A 15,385-nucleotide genomic window follows, 5' to 3' on the forward strand; every position below is an offset into this window, starting at 1 on the left:
CGCAAGCGCGCGGACCGCGATAGGCTGCGGTCATGACGCTCCTCCTCGCCCTCGCCGCCGCCCAGGCCGCCCCCGCCGCGCCCAAACCGCTGACCCCCTCGGAAATCGTCGCCCAGTCGCCCGCCACGGCGTGGCGCGAGATTCGGCCCGAGGATCTGATGGTGATCGATTATCAGGGCGGCGGGCGGACGATCATCGAGCTCGCGCCCGCGTTCGCGCCCGTGCACGTCGCCAACATCCGCGCGCTGGCCGGTGCGGGATATTGGAACGGGGCGAGCATCTACCGGGTGCAGGACAATTACGTGACGCAGTGGGGCGTCAATGAAGGTGGCCCTGCGGTGCCGGCGAGCGTGGTGAAGAAGCCGCCCGCCGAATATGACCGGCCGCTGCGGGGCCTCACCCCCCGTCCGCTCGGCTATTCGGACGCCTATGCCCCGCGGGTCGGCCACGCGCTCGGCTGGCCGGTGGCGTGGAACCCGGCAACGGGGCGCGCCAATCTTACGCATTGCTACGGCATGGTCGGCGTCGGCCGCGACATGGCGCCCGATACGGGCATGGGCGGCGAACTCTATGCCGTGATCGGTCATGCGCCGCGGCACCTCGACCGCAACATCGCGCTGGTCGGCCGCCTAGTGGAAGGCATCGAGAACATGTCGGCGCTACCGCGCGGGACCGAAGCGCTGGGAATCTACAAAGCGGGAACGGTGGCGCGGATGATCGCGGCGGTGCGGCTGGCTTCAGCGATGCCGGAGGCGGAGCGGCCGCGCTTCCAGGCGATGAATACCGCTAGCGCGACCTTTTCGAGCTACGTCCGGGCGCGGGCCAATCGCAAGGACGCTTTCTTCAACATCCCTTCGGGCGGGGTCGATCTCTGCAATGCGCCGGTGCCCGTCAGACGGACACCGGCGCCCTCTTCCTCGCGTTAGTCGTCCCCTTTCGACAGGCGAGCGATTACTACCGCTGCCCTTCGTGACGCCGAGGGGACGTCTCGTTACGCCGCCCAGGCGTTTCCTTGATTGCGATTTCGGTGCTGAATGACCGCGGGCCCGTGGTGATGCCGGGTGCTGGCTTCGGCGAGCGGCAGCGCAGTGGCGCAGAACGCACATTCCGCGCTCATCCGGCCGATCAGCCAGTGGGTCCGGCCGCAGCCGGGGCAGTGATTGACTTCATGTTCGCGGTACACGGCGTGATAGCCACGCCCTTTCGGATCGTGCTTCAGGCCCAGCTCGCCCAGCGTCGGGAAATTGGTCATGATCGGGCAATCCTTTCAGCCCGATATAACGGGGAAGGAAGAGTGCGGTTCCGTTACAACCATGCTCACATAGGTTGGTCAGGCGCTCCTCAGTGCCGTTGCGGGACGGGCCGCCAAGGCGGGCCAAGCTGCTGCCATTGCAGTGAAAATGGCGACCAGCATCCCAGCCAGCGGAAGCGCCAGCAAAGAGGGCCAATCGGGCTTGAAGGGTAGTTCGAACAGCCAGGTGACGACGCCGTAAGCGGCGGCCGTCCCGGTCACGAACGCAAGCGTGACGATGCCCCCGGCCATGGCCGCGAATTCGATCGCTTGCGCTGCCAGCACCTGTCCGCGAGTGGCGCCAACCAGCTTAAGCAGCACGCTTTCGCGCATCCGGGTCCGCCGCGTCGCGGCCACCGCGCCCGCAAGGACGGTTACCCCGATCAGGATGGCCACCAGAGTCGCCAGGCGGATCGCATTGTCGAGGCCTTCGAGGATCGTAGTGACCTGCGCCACCACGTCGCTGACCCGAATAGTGCTGACCATCGGCAGGTCGGCGGCGAGCGCGCGCTCGAAGGCCAGGGTCGACGCGCCGCGATCGGGCGAGGCGGTCGCCATCAGCGTGTAGGGCGCCTGTTCGAGCGTGCCGGGGGCGAAGATGATGGCGAAGTTGAAGCCGAGGCTGCGCCAGTCGATGGTGCGGAAGCTCGCGATCCGCGCTTCGATCGGTGAGCCGAGCACCGCGATGGTGATGGTGTCGCCGATCTTGAGATTGAGGGCGCGCGCCGCTTCGATATCGAGGCTGACCAGAGGCGGGCCGGCGTAATCGGCGGGCCACCATTGCCCCGCGACGACCTCGTTGCCTTCGGGAAGGTCGCGCGCGAAAGTCAGGCCGCGGTCGCCGCGGAGGATCCAGGCGCCTTCGGGAATCGATTCGAGCTCGGACACGGACTTGCCGTTCAACGCGGTCACCGGGCCACGCAGCGAGGGAACGAGGCGGAGATCGGCGCCGGGCAGATCGCGCGCGGCGAGGGCCCGGAAGAGCGTCTCGTCGGCTGCCGGAATGTCGAGCATGAACAGGGCCGGCGCCTTGGCGGGGATCGAGCCGCCGAGTTCCGCTCGAACGCTCCCGCCGATGCCGGCCAGCGCGACCAGAAGAGCAAGGCCGAGGCCGAGCGCGACGCTGAGGCGGACGGTGGCGGCTCCCGGGCGGTGGAGCGCGGCAAGACCGAGGCGGGTGATCGGGCCGCCCCGCGCCCCGAAGCGGCGGGCGGCAAGGGCGAGCAGCTTGCCCGCGCCGGCAAAGACGAACGCCAGCGCGAGGCCGCCGGCCAGGGTCGTGGCGGTGACCAGCGCGTTGCCCGACGTCAGGATGGCGAGCGCCGCCACGCCTGCGCCGGCCAGCAACGGCACGAGGAGGTCGCGGCGGTCGCTGCCGCCTTCGTCCACGTCGCCCCGCAGGACGGCGGCGGGGCGGGCGCGGGCGGCGCGGGCAAGCGGCACCCAGGCCGCGGCCAGGGTGACCAACAACCCGAAGATTGCCGACTGAAGGAGCGCGCCCCATTGCGGGCTCGGATCGGGCGCCACGGGAAGGAGGTCGGCGGCGGCGCGGCCGACGATGGCCGGAACCGTGGCACCCACCGCCAGACCAAGCACGATCGCGGCGAGCGCCAGCAGGGCCACGCTGGTGCCCAGCATGACGGCGAGATCGCGGGTGCGGGCGCCGTGGACCTTAAGGATCGCGATGGTCGAGCGCCGCGAGGCGGCAAAGGCGCTGGCGGCGGACGCGATTCCGATGCTGCCGATGCCAAGCGCGCCCAGCGCGATCAGTAGCAGCATCTGCCCGGTCCGCTCGGTGAAGCGGCGGGTGCCGCCGGCAGCTTCGCTCTTGTCGGTGACCCGCCAGCCGCCTTCGGGAAAACGCTTCTGGAAGGCTTCGCCGAGCCCTTCGAACGCGGCGCCGGGCGGAAGCGCGATGCGATACGCGCTGGTGTAGAGGCTGCCCGGCTGGACCAGCCGCGTGGCGTCGAGCCCGGGGCGGCTGACCAGTACAGGCGGGGCGAGCGCGAACCCCGACGGGGCGGGAAGCGTGTCGATGATCCCAGTTACCCGGAAATCGGCAAAGCCGAGGCGAAGCGAACTGCCGACACGCAGCGAATAGCGCTCGGCCAATTCGCGCCCGATCGCGGCTTCGCCGGCGGTTGCCGGCATGCGGCCGGTGGTCAGGGTGACCCGGCCAGCGGCGGGCCAACGTTCGTCCACGCCCGACAGATCGACCAGTGCGGTCTGGCCGCCGATCTGCGCGGTGCTGCGCAAGGTCACGCTTTCGCGCACGGTGCCGAGACGGGCGATGGCGGCGCGTTCTTCCGCCGTCGCGCTGCGCTGGGCGACGCTGAGCGAGAGGTCGCCGCCGAGCAGTTCGCGGGCCTGGCTTTCGATAGTGGAGGAAATCGCGCTCGACAGGCTGGTGACCGCGGCGAGGCCGGCGACCGCGATGGTGAGGCAGGCGAGCAGCAGCCAGAGGCCGCCGATCCCTTGCGCCAGATCGCGCCGCCCGAGCTTCAGTCCCGCGCTCACGCCTCCGCTCATCGGGCGAGCAGCCCGTCGGCGATCCGCAGCACGCGCCCGGCGCGCTCGGCGACGGCGGGATCGTGGGTGATGACGAGGAGGCCCGCGCCTGCCGCCGCGACGCGGTCGAACAACAGGTCGATGATCTTCGCACCCGTCGCGGCGTCGAGATTGCCGGTCGGCTCGTCGGCCAGCAAGAGCTCGGGCGCAGGCGCGGTGGCGCGAGCGATGGCCACACGCTGCTGCTCGCCGCCCGAAAGCTGCGTCGGATAATGGTTCTCGCGCGCGGCAAGGCCAACCGCGGCGAGTTCGGCGCTGGCCCGCTCGCGCGGGTCGGGGGCGCCGGACAGCTCCATCGGCACCATCACGTTCTGGAGCGCGGTCATGGTCGGCAGCAGGTGAAAGGCCTGGAGCACCACGCCGATCGAGCGACCGCGAAGCCGCGCCAGCTGATCTTCGCCCAGCGCCCCCATGTCTTCGCCGAGCACCCGCGCCGTTCCCGACGTCGCTCGCTCGAGGCCCGCGATCACGCTCATCAGCGAACTCTTGCCCGAACCCGACGCGCCGAGCACCGCCACCGTTTCGCCTTCCTCGATGCGAAGGCTGATGCCTCGCAGGATTTCGGTGCGGGCAGCGCCCTGGCCAAGGGTGAGGCGGACGTCGTCGAGCTGGATCAGGGGCTGGGTCATGTGATCCATGCAGCTAGGAAGCTTGCAGGGGGGCGACAATGGCCTAGATGGTCAGGATGATCCGCTGGCTTCTCTTCCCCGCCCTGTTTGCGGCCGTTCCGGCGAGCGCACAGGTTGCTTCGTCGAATAAAGACGGCCCGCTGATCCTCGCCTTCGGGGACAGCCTGACCGCGGGCTACGGTCTTGGCCGGGGCCTCGGCTTCGCGCCGCAGTTGCAGGATGCGCTGCGCCGCAACGGAATCAAGGCGCGGGTGCACGATGCCGGTGTATCGGGCGATACCACGGCCGGTGGCCGCGCGCGGCTGAGCTGGACCTTGCAGCGGATGGGCGGAAAGCCCGACCTCGCGATCGTCGAGCTTGGTGCGAACGACATGCTGCGCGGGGTCGATCCCAAGGTCACCGAAGCCAATCTCGACGCGATCCTGGCGGAGCTGAACAAGCAGGGCATTCCGGTATTGGTCGCGGGCATGCTGGCGGCGCCGAACCTGGGACCCGATTACCGTCGCCGCTACGAAGCGATCTTTCCGACGCTGGCCCGCAAATATGACGCCGACCTCTACCCTTTCTTTCTGCAGGGCGTGGTCGGCAATCGCACCCTGCTGCTGGGCGACGGGGTGCATCCCAATTTCGAAGGCATCAAACGGATGGTGACGGGTATCCTGCCGACAGTGCAGCGGGCGCTGGCCAAGGCCAAGCCCTAAAGCCCGCGTCAGCCGCCGATCTGCGCCAACGCCTCGTCGCTGAGCGGCTCGGCGAACTGCGCGCCAAGCTTGCCCGCTGCCGTCCAGCGCACGATCGCGCTGGCCCGTTCGCGACCGGGAAGGATCAGCCAGACCCGCGCGCCGACCTCATGCTCGGTGCTGGTTTCGGCCATGAAGCCGTCGTTGGAGATGTTGAGCACGCGCGCTTCGGTGCCGGTCATTCCCATTTCGCGCACATGCGCCTCGATCTCCACCGCAGCGCGCGGCTGGCCGCGGCGTTCGCTGCCGGCCGGGTCCTTTGCGATGCGGGCATCGATGGGCAAGTTGTCATACTCCTGAGGGCCGGGCGGCGGCCTTCCGCAAACCGAACGGCAGGGGGCTATGGCGCATCCGGAAGGGAAACGCCAGACCGGGCTAAGCCGTGGGCGTTATTGGACAAAGCGCTTCGCGATGGCGCGAAATGTTGCCCGACAGACACTGGAGAAATGCGTTCATCTTCGGTAACAAGGAAGCGAGGCAGAAGGCGCCTCAGAGTTCAAGAACAAGGGTGGGTTGCGATGCGCGGGCGAGCGGCGATTTCGGTGATGCTGATGGTGAGTGCCGGTACGGCCTGGGCGCAGACCCGCCCGGCAACGGCCCCGGCCGTCCGCCCGGTGACGTCCTCGACGTCGGGCCAGCCCGCCGCGCTCGATCCGCTGGCGCCCCGCGCCGCGACCACCACCGCCCCGGCGCCGGCCCAGGCCACGGCGACCCCGCCCGCGACCACCGAGTCGCTGGCGCCCGCACCGGTCGTCGAAGCGCCGCCGGCCGTCTGGCCGGTCGCCGCGGCGACCGAGCTGCTCAGCTACGTCAAGGCGGTCGCCAAGGAGGGTCTCGATCCGCGCGACTATAATCCGGCGCTGCTGGAAAATGCGCTGAAGTCGGGCGATCCCGCCTCGGTTTCGGCCGCCGCGAATACCGTCTGGCCGTTGATCGTCCGCGATCTCGCGCTCGGCCACGTCCGCGGCGCTGCGCGGGTGCAGTGGTTCGTCAAGGATCCCGACCTGCCCGAAGGCCGCACGCGCGAATTGCTCGACGCGGCGCTGGCGGGGCAGGGCGTTGCCTCGACGCTCGACAACCTGCTTCCGACCCACCCGCAATATGGGTCGCTCAAGAATGCGCTGAGCCTCGCCAAGGATGCCGCGGCGACCGGCACCATCCGGCTCAACATGGATCGCTGGCGGTGGCTGCCGCGCGATCTTGGCAATCGCTACATCATCGTCAACGTGCCGGGCGAACATGCGACCCTGGTCGAGAACAGCGTCACCCGCTGGAAGCGCCGTGCCATCGCCGGCGCGACCAAGACGCCGACTCCGCAGCTTGCGGTGCAGGCGACCGGGGTGATCCTCAACCCGTGGTGGGAAGTCCCGCCGAGCCTGTCGGCCGAAGTGTCGCGCAAGCCGGGCTATGTCGCGGTCAAGGGCAAGGACGGAAAGGTCCAGCGCTGGCGCCAGCCGCCGGGGCCGTCCAACGCGCTCGGCAAGATCAAGTTCGTGATGTACAATCCGCAGAACATCTATCTGCACGACACCAACAATCGCGGCCTGTTCGATGCGCGCTCGCGCTTCCTCAGCCACGGCTGCATTCGCACCGAGCATATCCTCGATCTCGCCGCCGAGCTGTTGAGCGACGATGGCGGCGACTGGTCGAAGGAGAAGATCGACGCGGTGCTCGAATCGAAGAAGACTACTTCGGCCACCTTCGTGAAGCCGCTGCCGGTCTACATCGTCTATTTCTCGGCGGCGGCGCTGACCGACGGGTCGATCGTCAAATATACCGATCTCTACAAGCGCGATGCGCCGGTGTTGACCGCGCTGAACGATCGCGACGGCGGGGCCAAGCCGGCCGTCCGGTCGGCGGCTCGCTAAAAAAAGGAGCCCGGACTGGTCGGCCCGGGCTCCTTTCTACTGTCGGTGATAGCCGTTCAGGCGAGCTTGTCGGCGTAGATCATCCGGCCTTCGCCAAGCATCCGCATCACTTCGAAATGGCTGTCGCGGCCGAAGGCGAAGCAGCCTTCGGAGCGGCCGAGCTTGCCATGGATGCCGATCATCTCGGGCTCGGCATACCACGCCTGGTGCGCGACGATCGCGCGGCCCAGCGCATTGTTGTTGGTCCAGTCGAGGCCATTGAGGCGCATCGAGAGGCCATATTTGCCGTGATAGAAATCGGCGGTCGAATAAGCCCCGCTCGATGTCGCGTTGCTGCCGAAGTCGTTGGAGAAGCTTTCGAGGAAGCCGGTGTGCCCGCGGTCCGAACCACGGCCGTGCGCAACGCGGTGGCTGGTCACCTGGCCGGTCGCGACATCGACCACATGAAAGCGCGGATCGCGGCTCGCGGCCGAGAAATCGGCAATCCCGATGCGATCGGTATGGCGCAGCGACGGCCGGTGCCGCTCAAGCGCCGCCTTGGCCCGCGCGAACAGCTGCGGGTCGACGCCAATGGGAGCGAGCGGTGTCGCGACCGGGGTCGCCGGCGCGATGGGGGCGGGGGCCACGCGGACCAACGGCTCACTCGTGAACGGCTTTGAACCGCCAAGCAGGCCCGGCAGATCGGCTGCCAGCGCGGCTCCGGAGAGCAGGGCGGCGCCACCACCTAATCCTACATGGCGAAGCATATCGCGGCGATTCAAGGTCACCCACATCCCTCCTGTCGTGGTTGGGAACAAGAAATGTCTATACACGACAATAGGTTAACGAGCGATAACCAAGTTCCAATCCGATCTTGCCATACCCTCGTTCCACCGCAGCAGGCATCTGCGGGTTGTGGAATCGGGGAACCGCTGGTAGAGGCCGCTCCTCGCCGGACGACCCTTGGCCGCCCGGACAGCCGCTTTGGTCGCCTGCTTTGAAGCATCCTCGGATGACGCAGTGCGATGCCTAGCCGCCCGGTAACGGCGGCGTGGGCGCAACCTTTGAGATCATGGAGTGACGGACTTTTATGCAAATCATCGTTCGCGACAATAACGTCGACCAGGCGCTGCGCGCGCTCAAGAAGAAGCTGCAGCGTGAGGGCGTTTATCGCGAGATGAAGCTTCGCCGTCACTACGAGAAGCCGTCGGAAAAGCGTGCGCGTGAGCGCGCCGCCGCCATCCGTCGCGCCCGCAAGCTCGAGCGCAAGCGCGTCGAGCGTGAAGGGGCCCGGTAAGGCGTTTTCGACGCTTTCACTTGACCATCAAGGAGGCCGCCCCTTACCGGGCGGCCTTTGCTTTTGTGCCGCACGCAGCAGGATGATCCACCGATGAGCGCCACCCAGGTTCCAATTCGCCCCGTTTCCAGCGCCACCCGGCTGCGGCTTGCCCTAGGACTCATCCTGCTGGTGATCGCCGGCGCCGCCCTGGCATTTGCCGGTGCCGGTCAGATGGGTCCGAAGGTCACCCCGACCGGGGTCGAGATCCGCACGATCAAGGCCGGGGAAGGCGCGATCATCGGGCCGCAGGACGGGGTGATCATCGATTACGTGGGCACGCTGCCCGACGGGACCAAGTTCGACGAAGCGCAGGATGCGCCGCTGCTGGTGCAACAGGTCGTGCCGGGCTTTGCCGAAGCGCTTCAGAATATGCAGCCGAACGGCCGTTACAAGGTCCGCATCCCGGGTGAGCTCGCTTATGGCGCGACCCCGCCGCCGGGCTCGCCGATTCCGCCCAACAGCCCGCTCGATTTCGAGATCACCGTGAAGCGGGTGGTCCAGAATGCGGCGGCGCAGTTGCAGGCGCAGGGCGCGGGCCAGCTTCCGCCGGGGGCCGAAGTGCCCGCTCCGCCGCCGCCGGGTCCGTCGCCCGAGCGGGGTCAGTAAGACCGCCTGAAGAGCGACGCTCGGCAAGCTGTTCGAGCGTCACCTTCAGCGCCGCCATGATGGTGTCGGCGAGCAGCAGGCCGAGAAAGCCGAACAACGCGCCGAAGACGAGCTGCGCCGCCAGCACCACGGCGGGCGCGAGATCCACCGTCTTGCGCGCGATGTAGGGCAGGATCAGGTAGCCATCGATGTTCTGCACCGCGAAATAGGTGAAGATCGCCCACAGGCCCTGATCGGTCCCGGCCGAAAAGCCCACCGCGACCATCAGGATGCCGGAGACGATGGCGCCGATGTTGGGGATAAAGGCAAGCACCCCGGTCAGCAGGCCGAGCAGCGCCGCCATCGGCACCCCGCCCGCCCACAGCATGACGAAGGTGAAGGTCCCTTCGACCACCATCCCGACGATCCGCCCGAACAGGAGCCGGCGCAGCGTGAAGCCGACCGCGGAGAGAATGGCGTAATAATCGCCGCGGTGTCGCATCGGCAGCATCCAGGCAACGCCCCGGTCGTAGACCTTGGGTTCGCTGGCAAAGAAGATGCCGATGATCAGGATCAGAAAGGCGCTGGTAAAGGCGCCGATGGCCGAACCGACCACGCTGGTGACCCGGCCCAAAGAGCCGATCACCTGCTGCACGACCGTGTCCGGGCTGCCGTCGGCGACGAGGCCGTGGTCGGCGGCCCAGGCGTAGAGGCGCATGACCTGCGCTTCGACTGTCAGGCGCAGCGCTTCGAACTGGGCGGCGAAAGTGGTGCCGGCGTAGTAGAGCACCCAGCCGAGGAACCCGAAACCGAGCAAGGCGACGATGGCCAGCCGGACCCCGCGGGGCAGGGGCAGAAAGCGGCCGAGCAGGCGGGTGCCGCCGTCGAGCAGGACCGCGAAGACCAGCCCGCCGACGATCAGCAGCAGCGGCTGCGAAAGCAGGATCACCGCCGCGACGAGGAGGGCCGAGCCGATCCACACCCACGCGCGCTGGAATTCGCGGCGGATCAGGGGATCGTGGATTTCGGCGGGGCCGGGCTGCTCGACGTGGGTCTCGCTGCCGCTGCGCCCCGCCATGATCCTAGACCCCGGTCCTGAGGCTCGTGCCGGCGCGGCCACCGCGGAGGGAGGTCAGCCAGCTGATCGGGTTCCACCAGGTGGCGTTGCCGTCCAGGCTGAAGGTGATGAACTCGGCGCGGCCGCCGATATTCTCCCAGGGCACCGGGCCGCCGAGACCGTTCTCGACCGGTCCCAGCGCAAAGCGGCTGTCGGCGCTGCGGTCGCGGTTGTCGCCCATCACGAAAACATGCTCTGCCGGCACCTGCACCGGGCCGTAATCGTCGCCGACACTCGGCCCCAGGTCGACCGTGTCGTAAGTCGCGCCGTTGGGCAGGGTTTCGCGGACGATCGGCAGCGAACAAGCGAAACCGCCATTCGGGGTCTGGACCAGGCGGCCGGCGAACTGCTCGACCCCGCAGGGCGCGTTGGCATCGGTCGGGATCAGGCGATCAGGCATTTTCTGCTGGCGGACCGGAATGCCGTTCAGGATCAGGCGGCCGCCACGGACCTCGACCGTGTCGCCGGGGAGGCCGATGACGCGCTTGATATAGTCCTCGCGAAGGCCCGGCGGAGTGACGATGACGACATCGCCGGCCTTGGGCAGCTTGCCGAACAAGCGGCCTTTTTGCTCGGGCCAGACATGAAAGCTGGGCGAGACCCAGGAATAGCCATAGGCATATTTGCTGACTACCAGCCGGTCGCCCTTCAAGAGCGCGGGCATCATTGATTCCGACGGGATGTAGAAGGGCTTGGCGACGAAACTGTGGAATAGCAGCACCGCGACCAGCACCCAGAAGATGCCCTTGATCTCACGCCACAGGGCGTTGTCCTTCTTGCCCTCGGCAGGCGGCACGGCGGGCGCATTGGGACCCTCGGCCTGATTGAGGACGGTTTGGCTCACTTAATTCTCCGCATTCGGCACGGCTTCCAGAATGACGAATGCCTGCGCCCACGGATGGTCGTCGGTCATCGTCAGATGTACCCGCATGGCGTGGCCCGCAGGGGTGAGCGCGTCAAGCCGCTCCGCCGCGCCGCCCGTCAGTTGCAGAGTGGGTGCGCCGCTTGGCAGATTGACGACGCCGATGTCCTTCATGAACACGCCGCGCTTGAAGCCGGTCCCTACGGCTTTGGAGAAGGCTTCCTTGGCGGCGAAGCGCTTGGCCAATGTGCCGGCGGCAGTGAACGGGCGGCGGGCGGCCTTGGCGCGCTCCCGCTCGGTAAAGACGCGGTGGAGGAAGCGGTCGCCGAAGCGGTCGAGCGAATTCTGGATCCGCTCGATGTTGCAGAGGTCGGAGCCGAGGCCGACGATCACGTTCTCTCTCCCTCCCGGGAGCGGGAGGGAGGCGTCATCGGGCACTATCCATCAGGTCGCGCATCCGGCGGATGCTGGCGTCGAGGCCGACGAAGATCGCTTCGCCGACGAGGAAATGGCCGATGTTGAGTTCGGCGAATTGCGGCACGGCGGCGATCGGCACGACGTTGGCGAAGGTGAGGCCGTGGCCGGCGTGGGGCTCGATCCCGTTCTTGGCGGCGAGCGCGGCGGCGTCGGCAAGGCGTTTCAGCTCGGCTTCGCGGCCGTCTTCGGGCAGGTGGGCGTAGCGGCCGGTGTGAAGCTCGACCACCGGGGCGGCCAAGCGCAGGGCGGCGTCGATCTGGGCGGCGTCGGGCTCGATGAACAGCGACACGCGGATGCCGGCGGCGCCGAGCTCGTCGGCGAAGCGGCGGAGATGCTCGAACTGGCCGGCGGCGTCGAGCCCGCCTTCGGTGGTGCGCTCCTCGCGCTTCTCGGGGACGATGCAGGCGGCATGGGGGCGGGTGGCGAGCGCGATGCGCAGCATCTCTTCGGTCGCGGCCATTTCGAGATTGAGCGGAAGCGCGATTTCGTTCTTCAACCGGACGAGGTCGTCGTCGCGGATGTGGCGGCGATCTTCGCGCAGGTGCGCGGTGATGCCTTGCGCGCCGGCCGCTTCGGCCATGTGCGCGGCGCGGACGGGATCGGGAAAGTCGCCACCGCGCGCGTTGCGGATAGTCGCGACGTGATCGATGTTGACGCCGAGGCGCAGCGGAATGCTCATGCCGTAAGGGTCACCAAGGTCACCGGTGCGGCCTCATCGGCGCGGCGTGACTTTTCCCTCCGTAGCGGCGCGTTTCCGAAGGTCACACGGTGTGACCTACAGCCAGGCGGCGGGGCGAGGGGAAGGCGCGGCGTCATCGCCGAGAGATGGCAGCGCCAATCCTATAGTTCAATCAGGCGGTTTTTTCCGATCAGGCGGCCGGGCAGGCGGCGGCGGCGAGGAGATCGTGAGAGAGACCCTTGCCCTGCCACACCTCGCCGAAATCGAAATCGTCGCTGCCGCGATCGGTGAAGACGGCGACAGCGGTGTCCTGCTCGGGGAGAATGAAGTTGCGAACCTGCACGCCGCCGATCTCACCGCGCCGCTCGATGATCCTGACCGGCGCGGCGCAGCCCTTCAGCGGCGCCTTGAAGGACCATTGCCCGAGGGCGATCGATCCCAGTTGCGGCTGCCCGTCCCACATCTCCGCCAGCTGCTTGGCAGGTAGCAGCTTGCCGGTCATCAGCGCCCGGTCGAAAACGAGAAGATCCGCCGCCGTCCCGAAGAGCCCGGCCGACGCCCGGTAGACGGTCAGATCGATGGCGGGTTCGGGTTTGTTGCCGACCGTGCCGGAGACGGTTGGCCGAGTGGTCGGGAACGCGCCAAGCGAGGCTAGCTTGAGCGGTGCGGCGATGCGTTCCCGAACCAGGGTCGTCCACGGCTTGCCGGTAACCCGCTCGAGCAGCGCGCCGGCTACGATATAGTCGCAATTATTGTAGCTCCAGCGGCCGCCGGGCGCACCGTTGACAGCGCCAGCACAATAGCCGGTGAGGGGATCGCGGCTGCCCGAGAATTGCTTCGTGTAATAGCCGGGGATGCCCGCAGCATCTTTCGGAGTATCGTCGGGGTTCGGCAGACCAGACTGGTGCCGAAGCAATTGGCGAACGCTGATGAGTGGGGCGTTCGGACTCTTGAAGCCCGGCAAGTAGCGCGACACGGGCCGATCGAGGTCGATGCGGCCTGCCGCCGCTTCCTGCATCACCATGGTCGCCACGACCTGCTTGGTTACCGACGCCCAGCGCCAGACGCGGTCGCCGGCTGGACCGGTCAGGCCGCCGCGCGCGAGGTCCTCGCGATTGTCGGACCGTGGGATCGTATCGATGACCCACGTGTCGTTTCCGCGGGAGACCGCGATCTCGCCATGCAGGCCATAACGCTGCCCCACCGCGGCGATGGAATCGTTGAAGCGCTTGTGTCCGCCTGCGACAAAGGCGCAGCGGCGAGAAGCGAAAGGGCGGTGACGATCATGCCGCGCGGCTGCCCGGCTTGATCGCGGGAATGGCGGCGAGTTCGGGCGGAAGCGCGTCGGCTTCGTAGGTCGGGACGTCGAGGCGGATCAGCGGGGTGAAGGGGACGCCGAGATCGGCGGTGCCGTTCGAGCGGTCGATCAGCGCGGCGGCAGCGATGACTTCGCCCCCGGCCTCGGCGATGGCGCGGATCGCTTCGCGGCTGGAAAGGCCGGTGGTGACCACGTCCTCGACCATCAGCACGCGGGTGCCGGGATCGAGGCGAAAACCGCGGCGAAGCTCGAAGATGCCGGTGGGGCGCTCGACGAACATCGCGGGAAGGCCGAGTGCGCGGCCCATTTCGTGGCCGATGATGACCCCGCCCATCGCCGGTGAGACCACGGCCTGCAACTGCGAGCGTAGCGCCGGGTCGATCCGCTCGGCCAGCGCGCGGGCGAGGCGTTCGGCGCGGGCCGGGTCCATCAGCACGCGGGCGCATTGGAGGTAGCGCGGGCTGCGCAGGCCCGAGGAGAGGATGAAATGGCCTTCGAGCAAGGCTTCGGCGGCGCGAAATTCGGCCAGTATCTCCTGTTCGGTCATGATCCTGGCCCCTTTCCTGCACCGTCTTTGGACGGGCTTTTTCTTGGCCGCTAAGAACGGCAGAGACAAGCGCTTGAGAAGGTGGGAACCCCTGCCTATAAGGCCGCCACTTTCAGGCGGCCCGGCCGGGCGTTCCTGTGGCTTGAAAACCTGTGACCGGGGTCATGATGACGTTGAAATTTGGGCTGATCGCGCTGGCTGCCGTGGGGATGACCCCCTTGGCGGCGCAAGGACAAACCCCGGCGAATCCGGCTCCGCAGGAACAGGCCGCGGCACCTGCCGCGACCACGGCTGCGCCGGCCGGTCCCAATGCCGCTGCCGCCAATCCCAGCGCGACTCCGGCTGCGGGCACCGATGCGACGGGCGTCAGCGCGGTTGCTCCGGGCGCTGCGCCGGCCGCCCCGGCGTTCGATCACGCCGCGCCGACCCCCGGCATCGGCATGCCCGATGGCCGCATGGGCCTGCAGGAACAGTTCACTCCGGTCGGCCGCGAAGCCTCGGCCTTCCACAACAACTGGCTGCTGGCACTGTGCGCGGCGATGAGCCTGCTGGTGCTGGCGCTGCTGCTGTGGACCATGATCAAGTATCGCCGCAGCGCGCATCCGACGCCGTCGCGGACCAGCCACAACACGGTGGTGGAAGTGATCTGGACGCTGGTTCCGGTGCTGGTGCTGGTCGCCATCGCGGTGCCGTCGATCCGCCTGATCCGCCATCAGTACAGCCCGCCGCCCGCCGACCTGACGGTCAAGGTGATCGGCAACCAATGGTACTGGAGCTATCAGTATCCGGATAACGGCGGGTTCGAGATCGTCTCGAACATGCTCAAGGAAAAGGCCGACGCCGCGGCGGGAACCCGGTTCCGCACCGATGCCGATGGTCCGCGCCTGCTGGCGGTGGACGAGCGGCTGGTGATCCCGGCGGGCGCGGTGGTGAAGTTTATCGTCACTTCGAACGACGTGATCCACAGCTTCGCCATGCCGGCCTTCTGGACCAAGACCGACGCCAACCCGGGCATCTTGAATGAGACCTGGGTCAAGGTCGACAAGCCGGGCGTTTATTTCGGTCAGTGCTCCGAACTGTGCGGCGCGCGCCACGCCTTCATGCCGATCGCGATCGAGGTGGTGACGCCCGAGCGGTTCGCGCAATGGGTCGCAACCAAGGGCGGTACGATGCCGGGCGCTACCCCGGCGGTCGCTCCGGCCGACAGCACCGCGGCGACGCAGGTTAGCCCGGCTGCGGTCAGCGCCCCGGCTCCGGCTGCTGGCGCCGCTCCGGTTGCGCCGCCGACCGCTGCCACGCCGGCTGCGCCCGGCAACACCACTCCCGGGGTCGCCAACCGCGCGCCCGACAGCCCCACCAAGCTCTAAGTTCTGAACGGACCGATTC

General features: G+C 68.0%; 16 protein-coding genes and 1 pseudogene. 6 read left to right on the forward strand and 11 right to left on the reverse strand.

The genetic code is table 11. The annotated features are described in order from the left end of the window. Positions 1–32: 32 nt before the first annotated feature. A complete protein-coding gene (locus tag V6R86_RS04310) occupies positions 33–926 on the forward strand; it encodes a peptidylprolyl isomerase (RefSeq protein WP_338502426.1) in 894 nt (297 codons plus the stop codon). Between the two features lie 65 nt (positions 927–991). Here the strand turns inward: V6R86_RS04310 and V6R86_RS04315 are convergent, their stop codons facing one another. The 3 genes from V6R86_RS04315 to V6R86_RS04325 form a co-directional block, all read right to left on the reverse strand. Then, entirely contained in the window at positions 992–1,252 is a 261-nt protein-coding gene (locus tag V6R86_RS04315) for a hypothetical protein (protein ID WP_338502427.1), read from the reverse strand. A 78-nt stretch (positions 1,253–1,330) separates the two neighbouring features. Beyond that, positions 1,331–3,808 (reverse strand): ABC transporter permease, encoded by a 2,478-nt coding sequence (locus tag V6R86_RS04320; RefSeq protein WP_338502429.1) that lies wholly within the window; start codon positions 3,806–3,808, stop codon positions 1,331–1,333. An 8-nt stretch (positions 3,809–3,816) separates the two neighbouring features. After that, positions 3,817–4,488, reverse strand: coding sequence for an ABC transporter ATP-binding protein (locus V6R86_RS04325; protein ID WP_338502431.1), 672 nt, complete (start codon positions 4,486–4,488; stop codon positions 3,817–3,819). 56 nt (positions 4,489–4,544) lie between these two features. On the opposite strand from V6R86_RS04325, the gene V6R86_RS04330 reads away from it, so the two are divergent. Next, positions 4,545–5,189 (forward strand): arylesterase, encoded by a 645-nt coding sequence (locus V6R86_RS04330; RefSeq protein ID WP_338502433.1) that lies wholly within the window; start codon positions 4,545–4,547, stop codon positions 5,187–5,189. 8 nt (positions 5,190–5,197) lie between these two features. Here V6R86_RS04330 and V6R86_RS04335 read toward each other — a convergent pair whose 3' ends face one another. After that, on the reverse strand, positions 5,198–5,512 hold the full coding sequence (locus V6R86_RS04335) for a PilZ domain-containing protein (RefSeq protein ID WP_338502435.1): 315 nt from the start codon (positions 5,510–5,512) through the stop codon (positions 5,198–5,200). Between the two features lie 234 nt (positions 5,513–5,746). Here V6R86_RS04335 and V6R86_RS04340 point away from each other — a divergent pair, with 234 nt between their 5' ends. After that, entirely contained in the window at positions 5,747–7,096 is a 1,350-nt protein-coding gene (locus tag V6R86_RS04340) for a L,D-transpeptidase family protein (RefSeq protein WP_338502438.1), read from the forward strand. A 56-nt stretch (positions 7,097–7,152) separates the two neighbouring features. On the opposite strand, the gene V6R86_RS04345 is transcribed toward V6R86_RS04340, so the two are convergent. Beyond that, entirely contained in the window at positions 7,153–7,863 is a 711-nt protein-coding gene (locus V6R86_RS04345) for a murein L,D-transpeptidase catalytic domain family protein (protein WP_338502441.1), read from the reverse strand. Between the two features lie 302 nt (positions 7,864–8,165). Here V6R86_RS04345 and rpsU point away from each other — a divergent pair, with 302 nt between their 5' ends. Next, positions 8,166–8,372: a 30S ribosomal protein S21 gene (gene rpsU, locus V6R86_RS04350; RefSeq protein WP_294007032.1), complete on the forward strand. Its 207-nt coding sequence runs from the start codon at positions 8,166–8,168 to the stop codon at positions 8,370–8,372. Positions 8,373–8,585: 213 nt separating this feature from the next. Further along, a pseudogene (locus V6R86_RS04355) lies at positions 8,586–8,840 on the forward strand (FKBP-type peptidyl-prolyl cis-trans isomerase); the annotation flags it as partial. Between the two features lie 52 nt (positions 8,841–8,892). Here the strand turns inward: V6R86_RS04355 and V6R86_RS04360 are convergent. The 6 genes from V6R86_RS04360 to pyrE all read right to left on the reverse strand — a co-directional run bounded on the left by V6R86_RS04360 (position 8,893) and on the right by pyrE (position 13,999). Further along, positions 8,893–10,077, reverse strand: a complete 1,185-nt coding sequence (locus V6R86_RS04360) for an AI-2E family transporter (RefSeq protein WP_338502444.1) — start codon at positions 10,075–10,077, stop codon at positions 8,893–8,895. Between the two features lie 4 nt (positions 10,078–10,081). Then, positions 10,082–10,960 carry a signal peptidase I gene (gene lepB, locus V6R86_RS04365; RefSeq protein ID WP_425335939.1) on the reverse strand — a complete coding sequence of 293 codons (879 nt, stop codon included), beginning with the start codon at positions 10,958–10,960 and terminating at the stop codon, positions 10,082–10,084. Next, complete coding sequence (gene acpS, locus V6R86_RS04370; RefSeq protein WP_338502446.1) at positions 10,961–11,371, reverse strand: holo-ACP synthase; 411 nt, start codon at positions 11,369–11,371, stop codon at positions 10,961–10,963. Positions 11,372–11,405: 34 nt separating this feature from the next. Next, on the reverse strand, positions 11,406–12,134 hold the full coding sequence (locus V6R86_RS04375; RefSeq protein WP_338502448.1) for a pyridoxine 5'-phosphate synthase: 729 nt from the start codon (positions 12,132–12,134) through the stop codon (positions 11,406–11,408). A gap of 190 nt (positions 12,135–12,324) precedes the next feature. Continuing rightward, positions 12,325–13,338, reverse strand: coding sequence for a serine hydrolase domain-containing protein (locus V6R86_RS04380; protein WP_338502450.1), 1,014 nt, complete (start codon positions 13,336–13,338; stop codon positions 12,325–12,327). 79 nt (positions 13,339–13,417) lie between these two features. Further along, positions 13,418–13,999, reverse strand: a complete 582-nt coding sequence (gene pyrE, locus V6R86_RS04385) for an orotate phosphoribosyltransferase (RefSeq protein ID WP_338502452.1) — start codon at positions 13,997–13,999, stop codon at positions 13,418–13,420. A gap of 164 nt (positions 14,000–14,163) precedes the next feature. Between pyrE and coxB the strand changes: the two genes are divergently transcribed. Further along, positions 14,164–15,366 carry a cytochrome c oxidase subunit II gene (gene coxB / locus V6R86_RS04390; protein ID WP_425335940.1) on the forward strand — a complete coding sequence of 401 codons (1,203 nt, stop codon included), beginning with the start codon at positions 14,164–14,166 and terminating at the stop codon, positions 15,364–15,366. The last annotated feature ends 19 nt before the right edge of the window (positions 15,367–15,385 follow it).

The sequence above is a fragment of the Sphingomonas kaistensis genome (genome assembly GCF_036884275.1).
Classification (GTDB): domain Bacteria; phylum Pseudomonadota; class Alphaproteobacteria; order Sphingomonadales; family Sphingomonadaceae; genus Sphingomicrobium; species Sphingomicrobium kaistense_A.

Bases quoted from the DNA above. Each gene is read 5' to 3' on its own strand.
- V6R86_RS04330 (WP_338502433.1), top strand. From the start codon at position 4,545: ATGATCCGCTGGCTTCTCTTCCCCGCCCTGTTTGCGGCCGTTCCGGCG.
- V6R86_RS04340 (WP_338502438.1), top strand. From the start codon at position 5,747: ATGCGCGGGCGAGCGGCGATTTCGGTGATGCTGATGGTGAGTGCCGGT.
- coxB (WP_425335940.1), top strand. From the start codon at position 14,164: ATGATGACGTTGAAATTTGGGCTGATCGCGCTGGCTGCCGTGGGGATG.
- V6R86_RS04375 (WP_338502448.1), bottom strand. From the start codon at position 12,134: ATGAGCATTCCGCTGCGCCTCGGCGTCAACATCGATCACGTCGCGACT.
- pyrE (WP_338502452.1), bottom strand. From the start codon at position 13,999: ATGACCGAACAGGAGATACTGGCCGAATTTCGCGCCGCCGAAGCCTTG.
- V6R86_RS04310 (WP_338502426.1), top strand. From the start codon at position 33: ATGACGCTCCTCCTCGCCCTCGCCGCCGCCCAGGCCGCCCCCGCCGCG.
- V6R86_RS04360 (WP_338502444.1), bottom strand. From the start codon at position 10,077: ATGGCGGGGCGCAGCGGCAGCGAGACCCACGTCGAGCAGCCCGGCCCC.
- V6R86_RS04315 (WP_338502427.1), bottom strand. From the start codon at position 1,252: ATGACCAATTTCCCGACGCTGGGCGAGCTGGGCCTGAAGCACGATCCG.
- rpsU (WP_294007032.1), top strand. From the start codon at position 8,166: ATGCAAATCATCGTTCGCGACAATAACGTCGACCAGGCGCTGCGCGCG.
- V6R86_RS04325 (WP_338502431.1), bottom strand. From the start codon at position 4,488: ATGACCCAGCCCCTGATCCAGCTCGACGACGTCCGCCTCACCCTTGGC.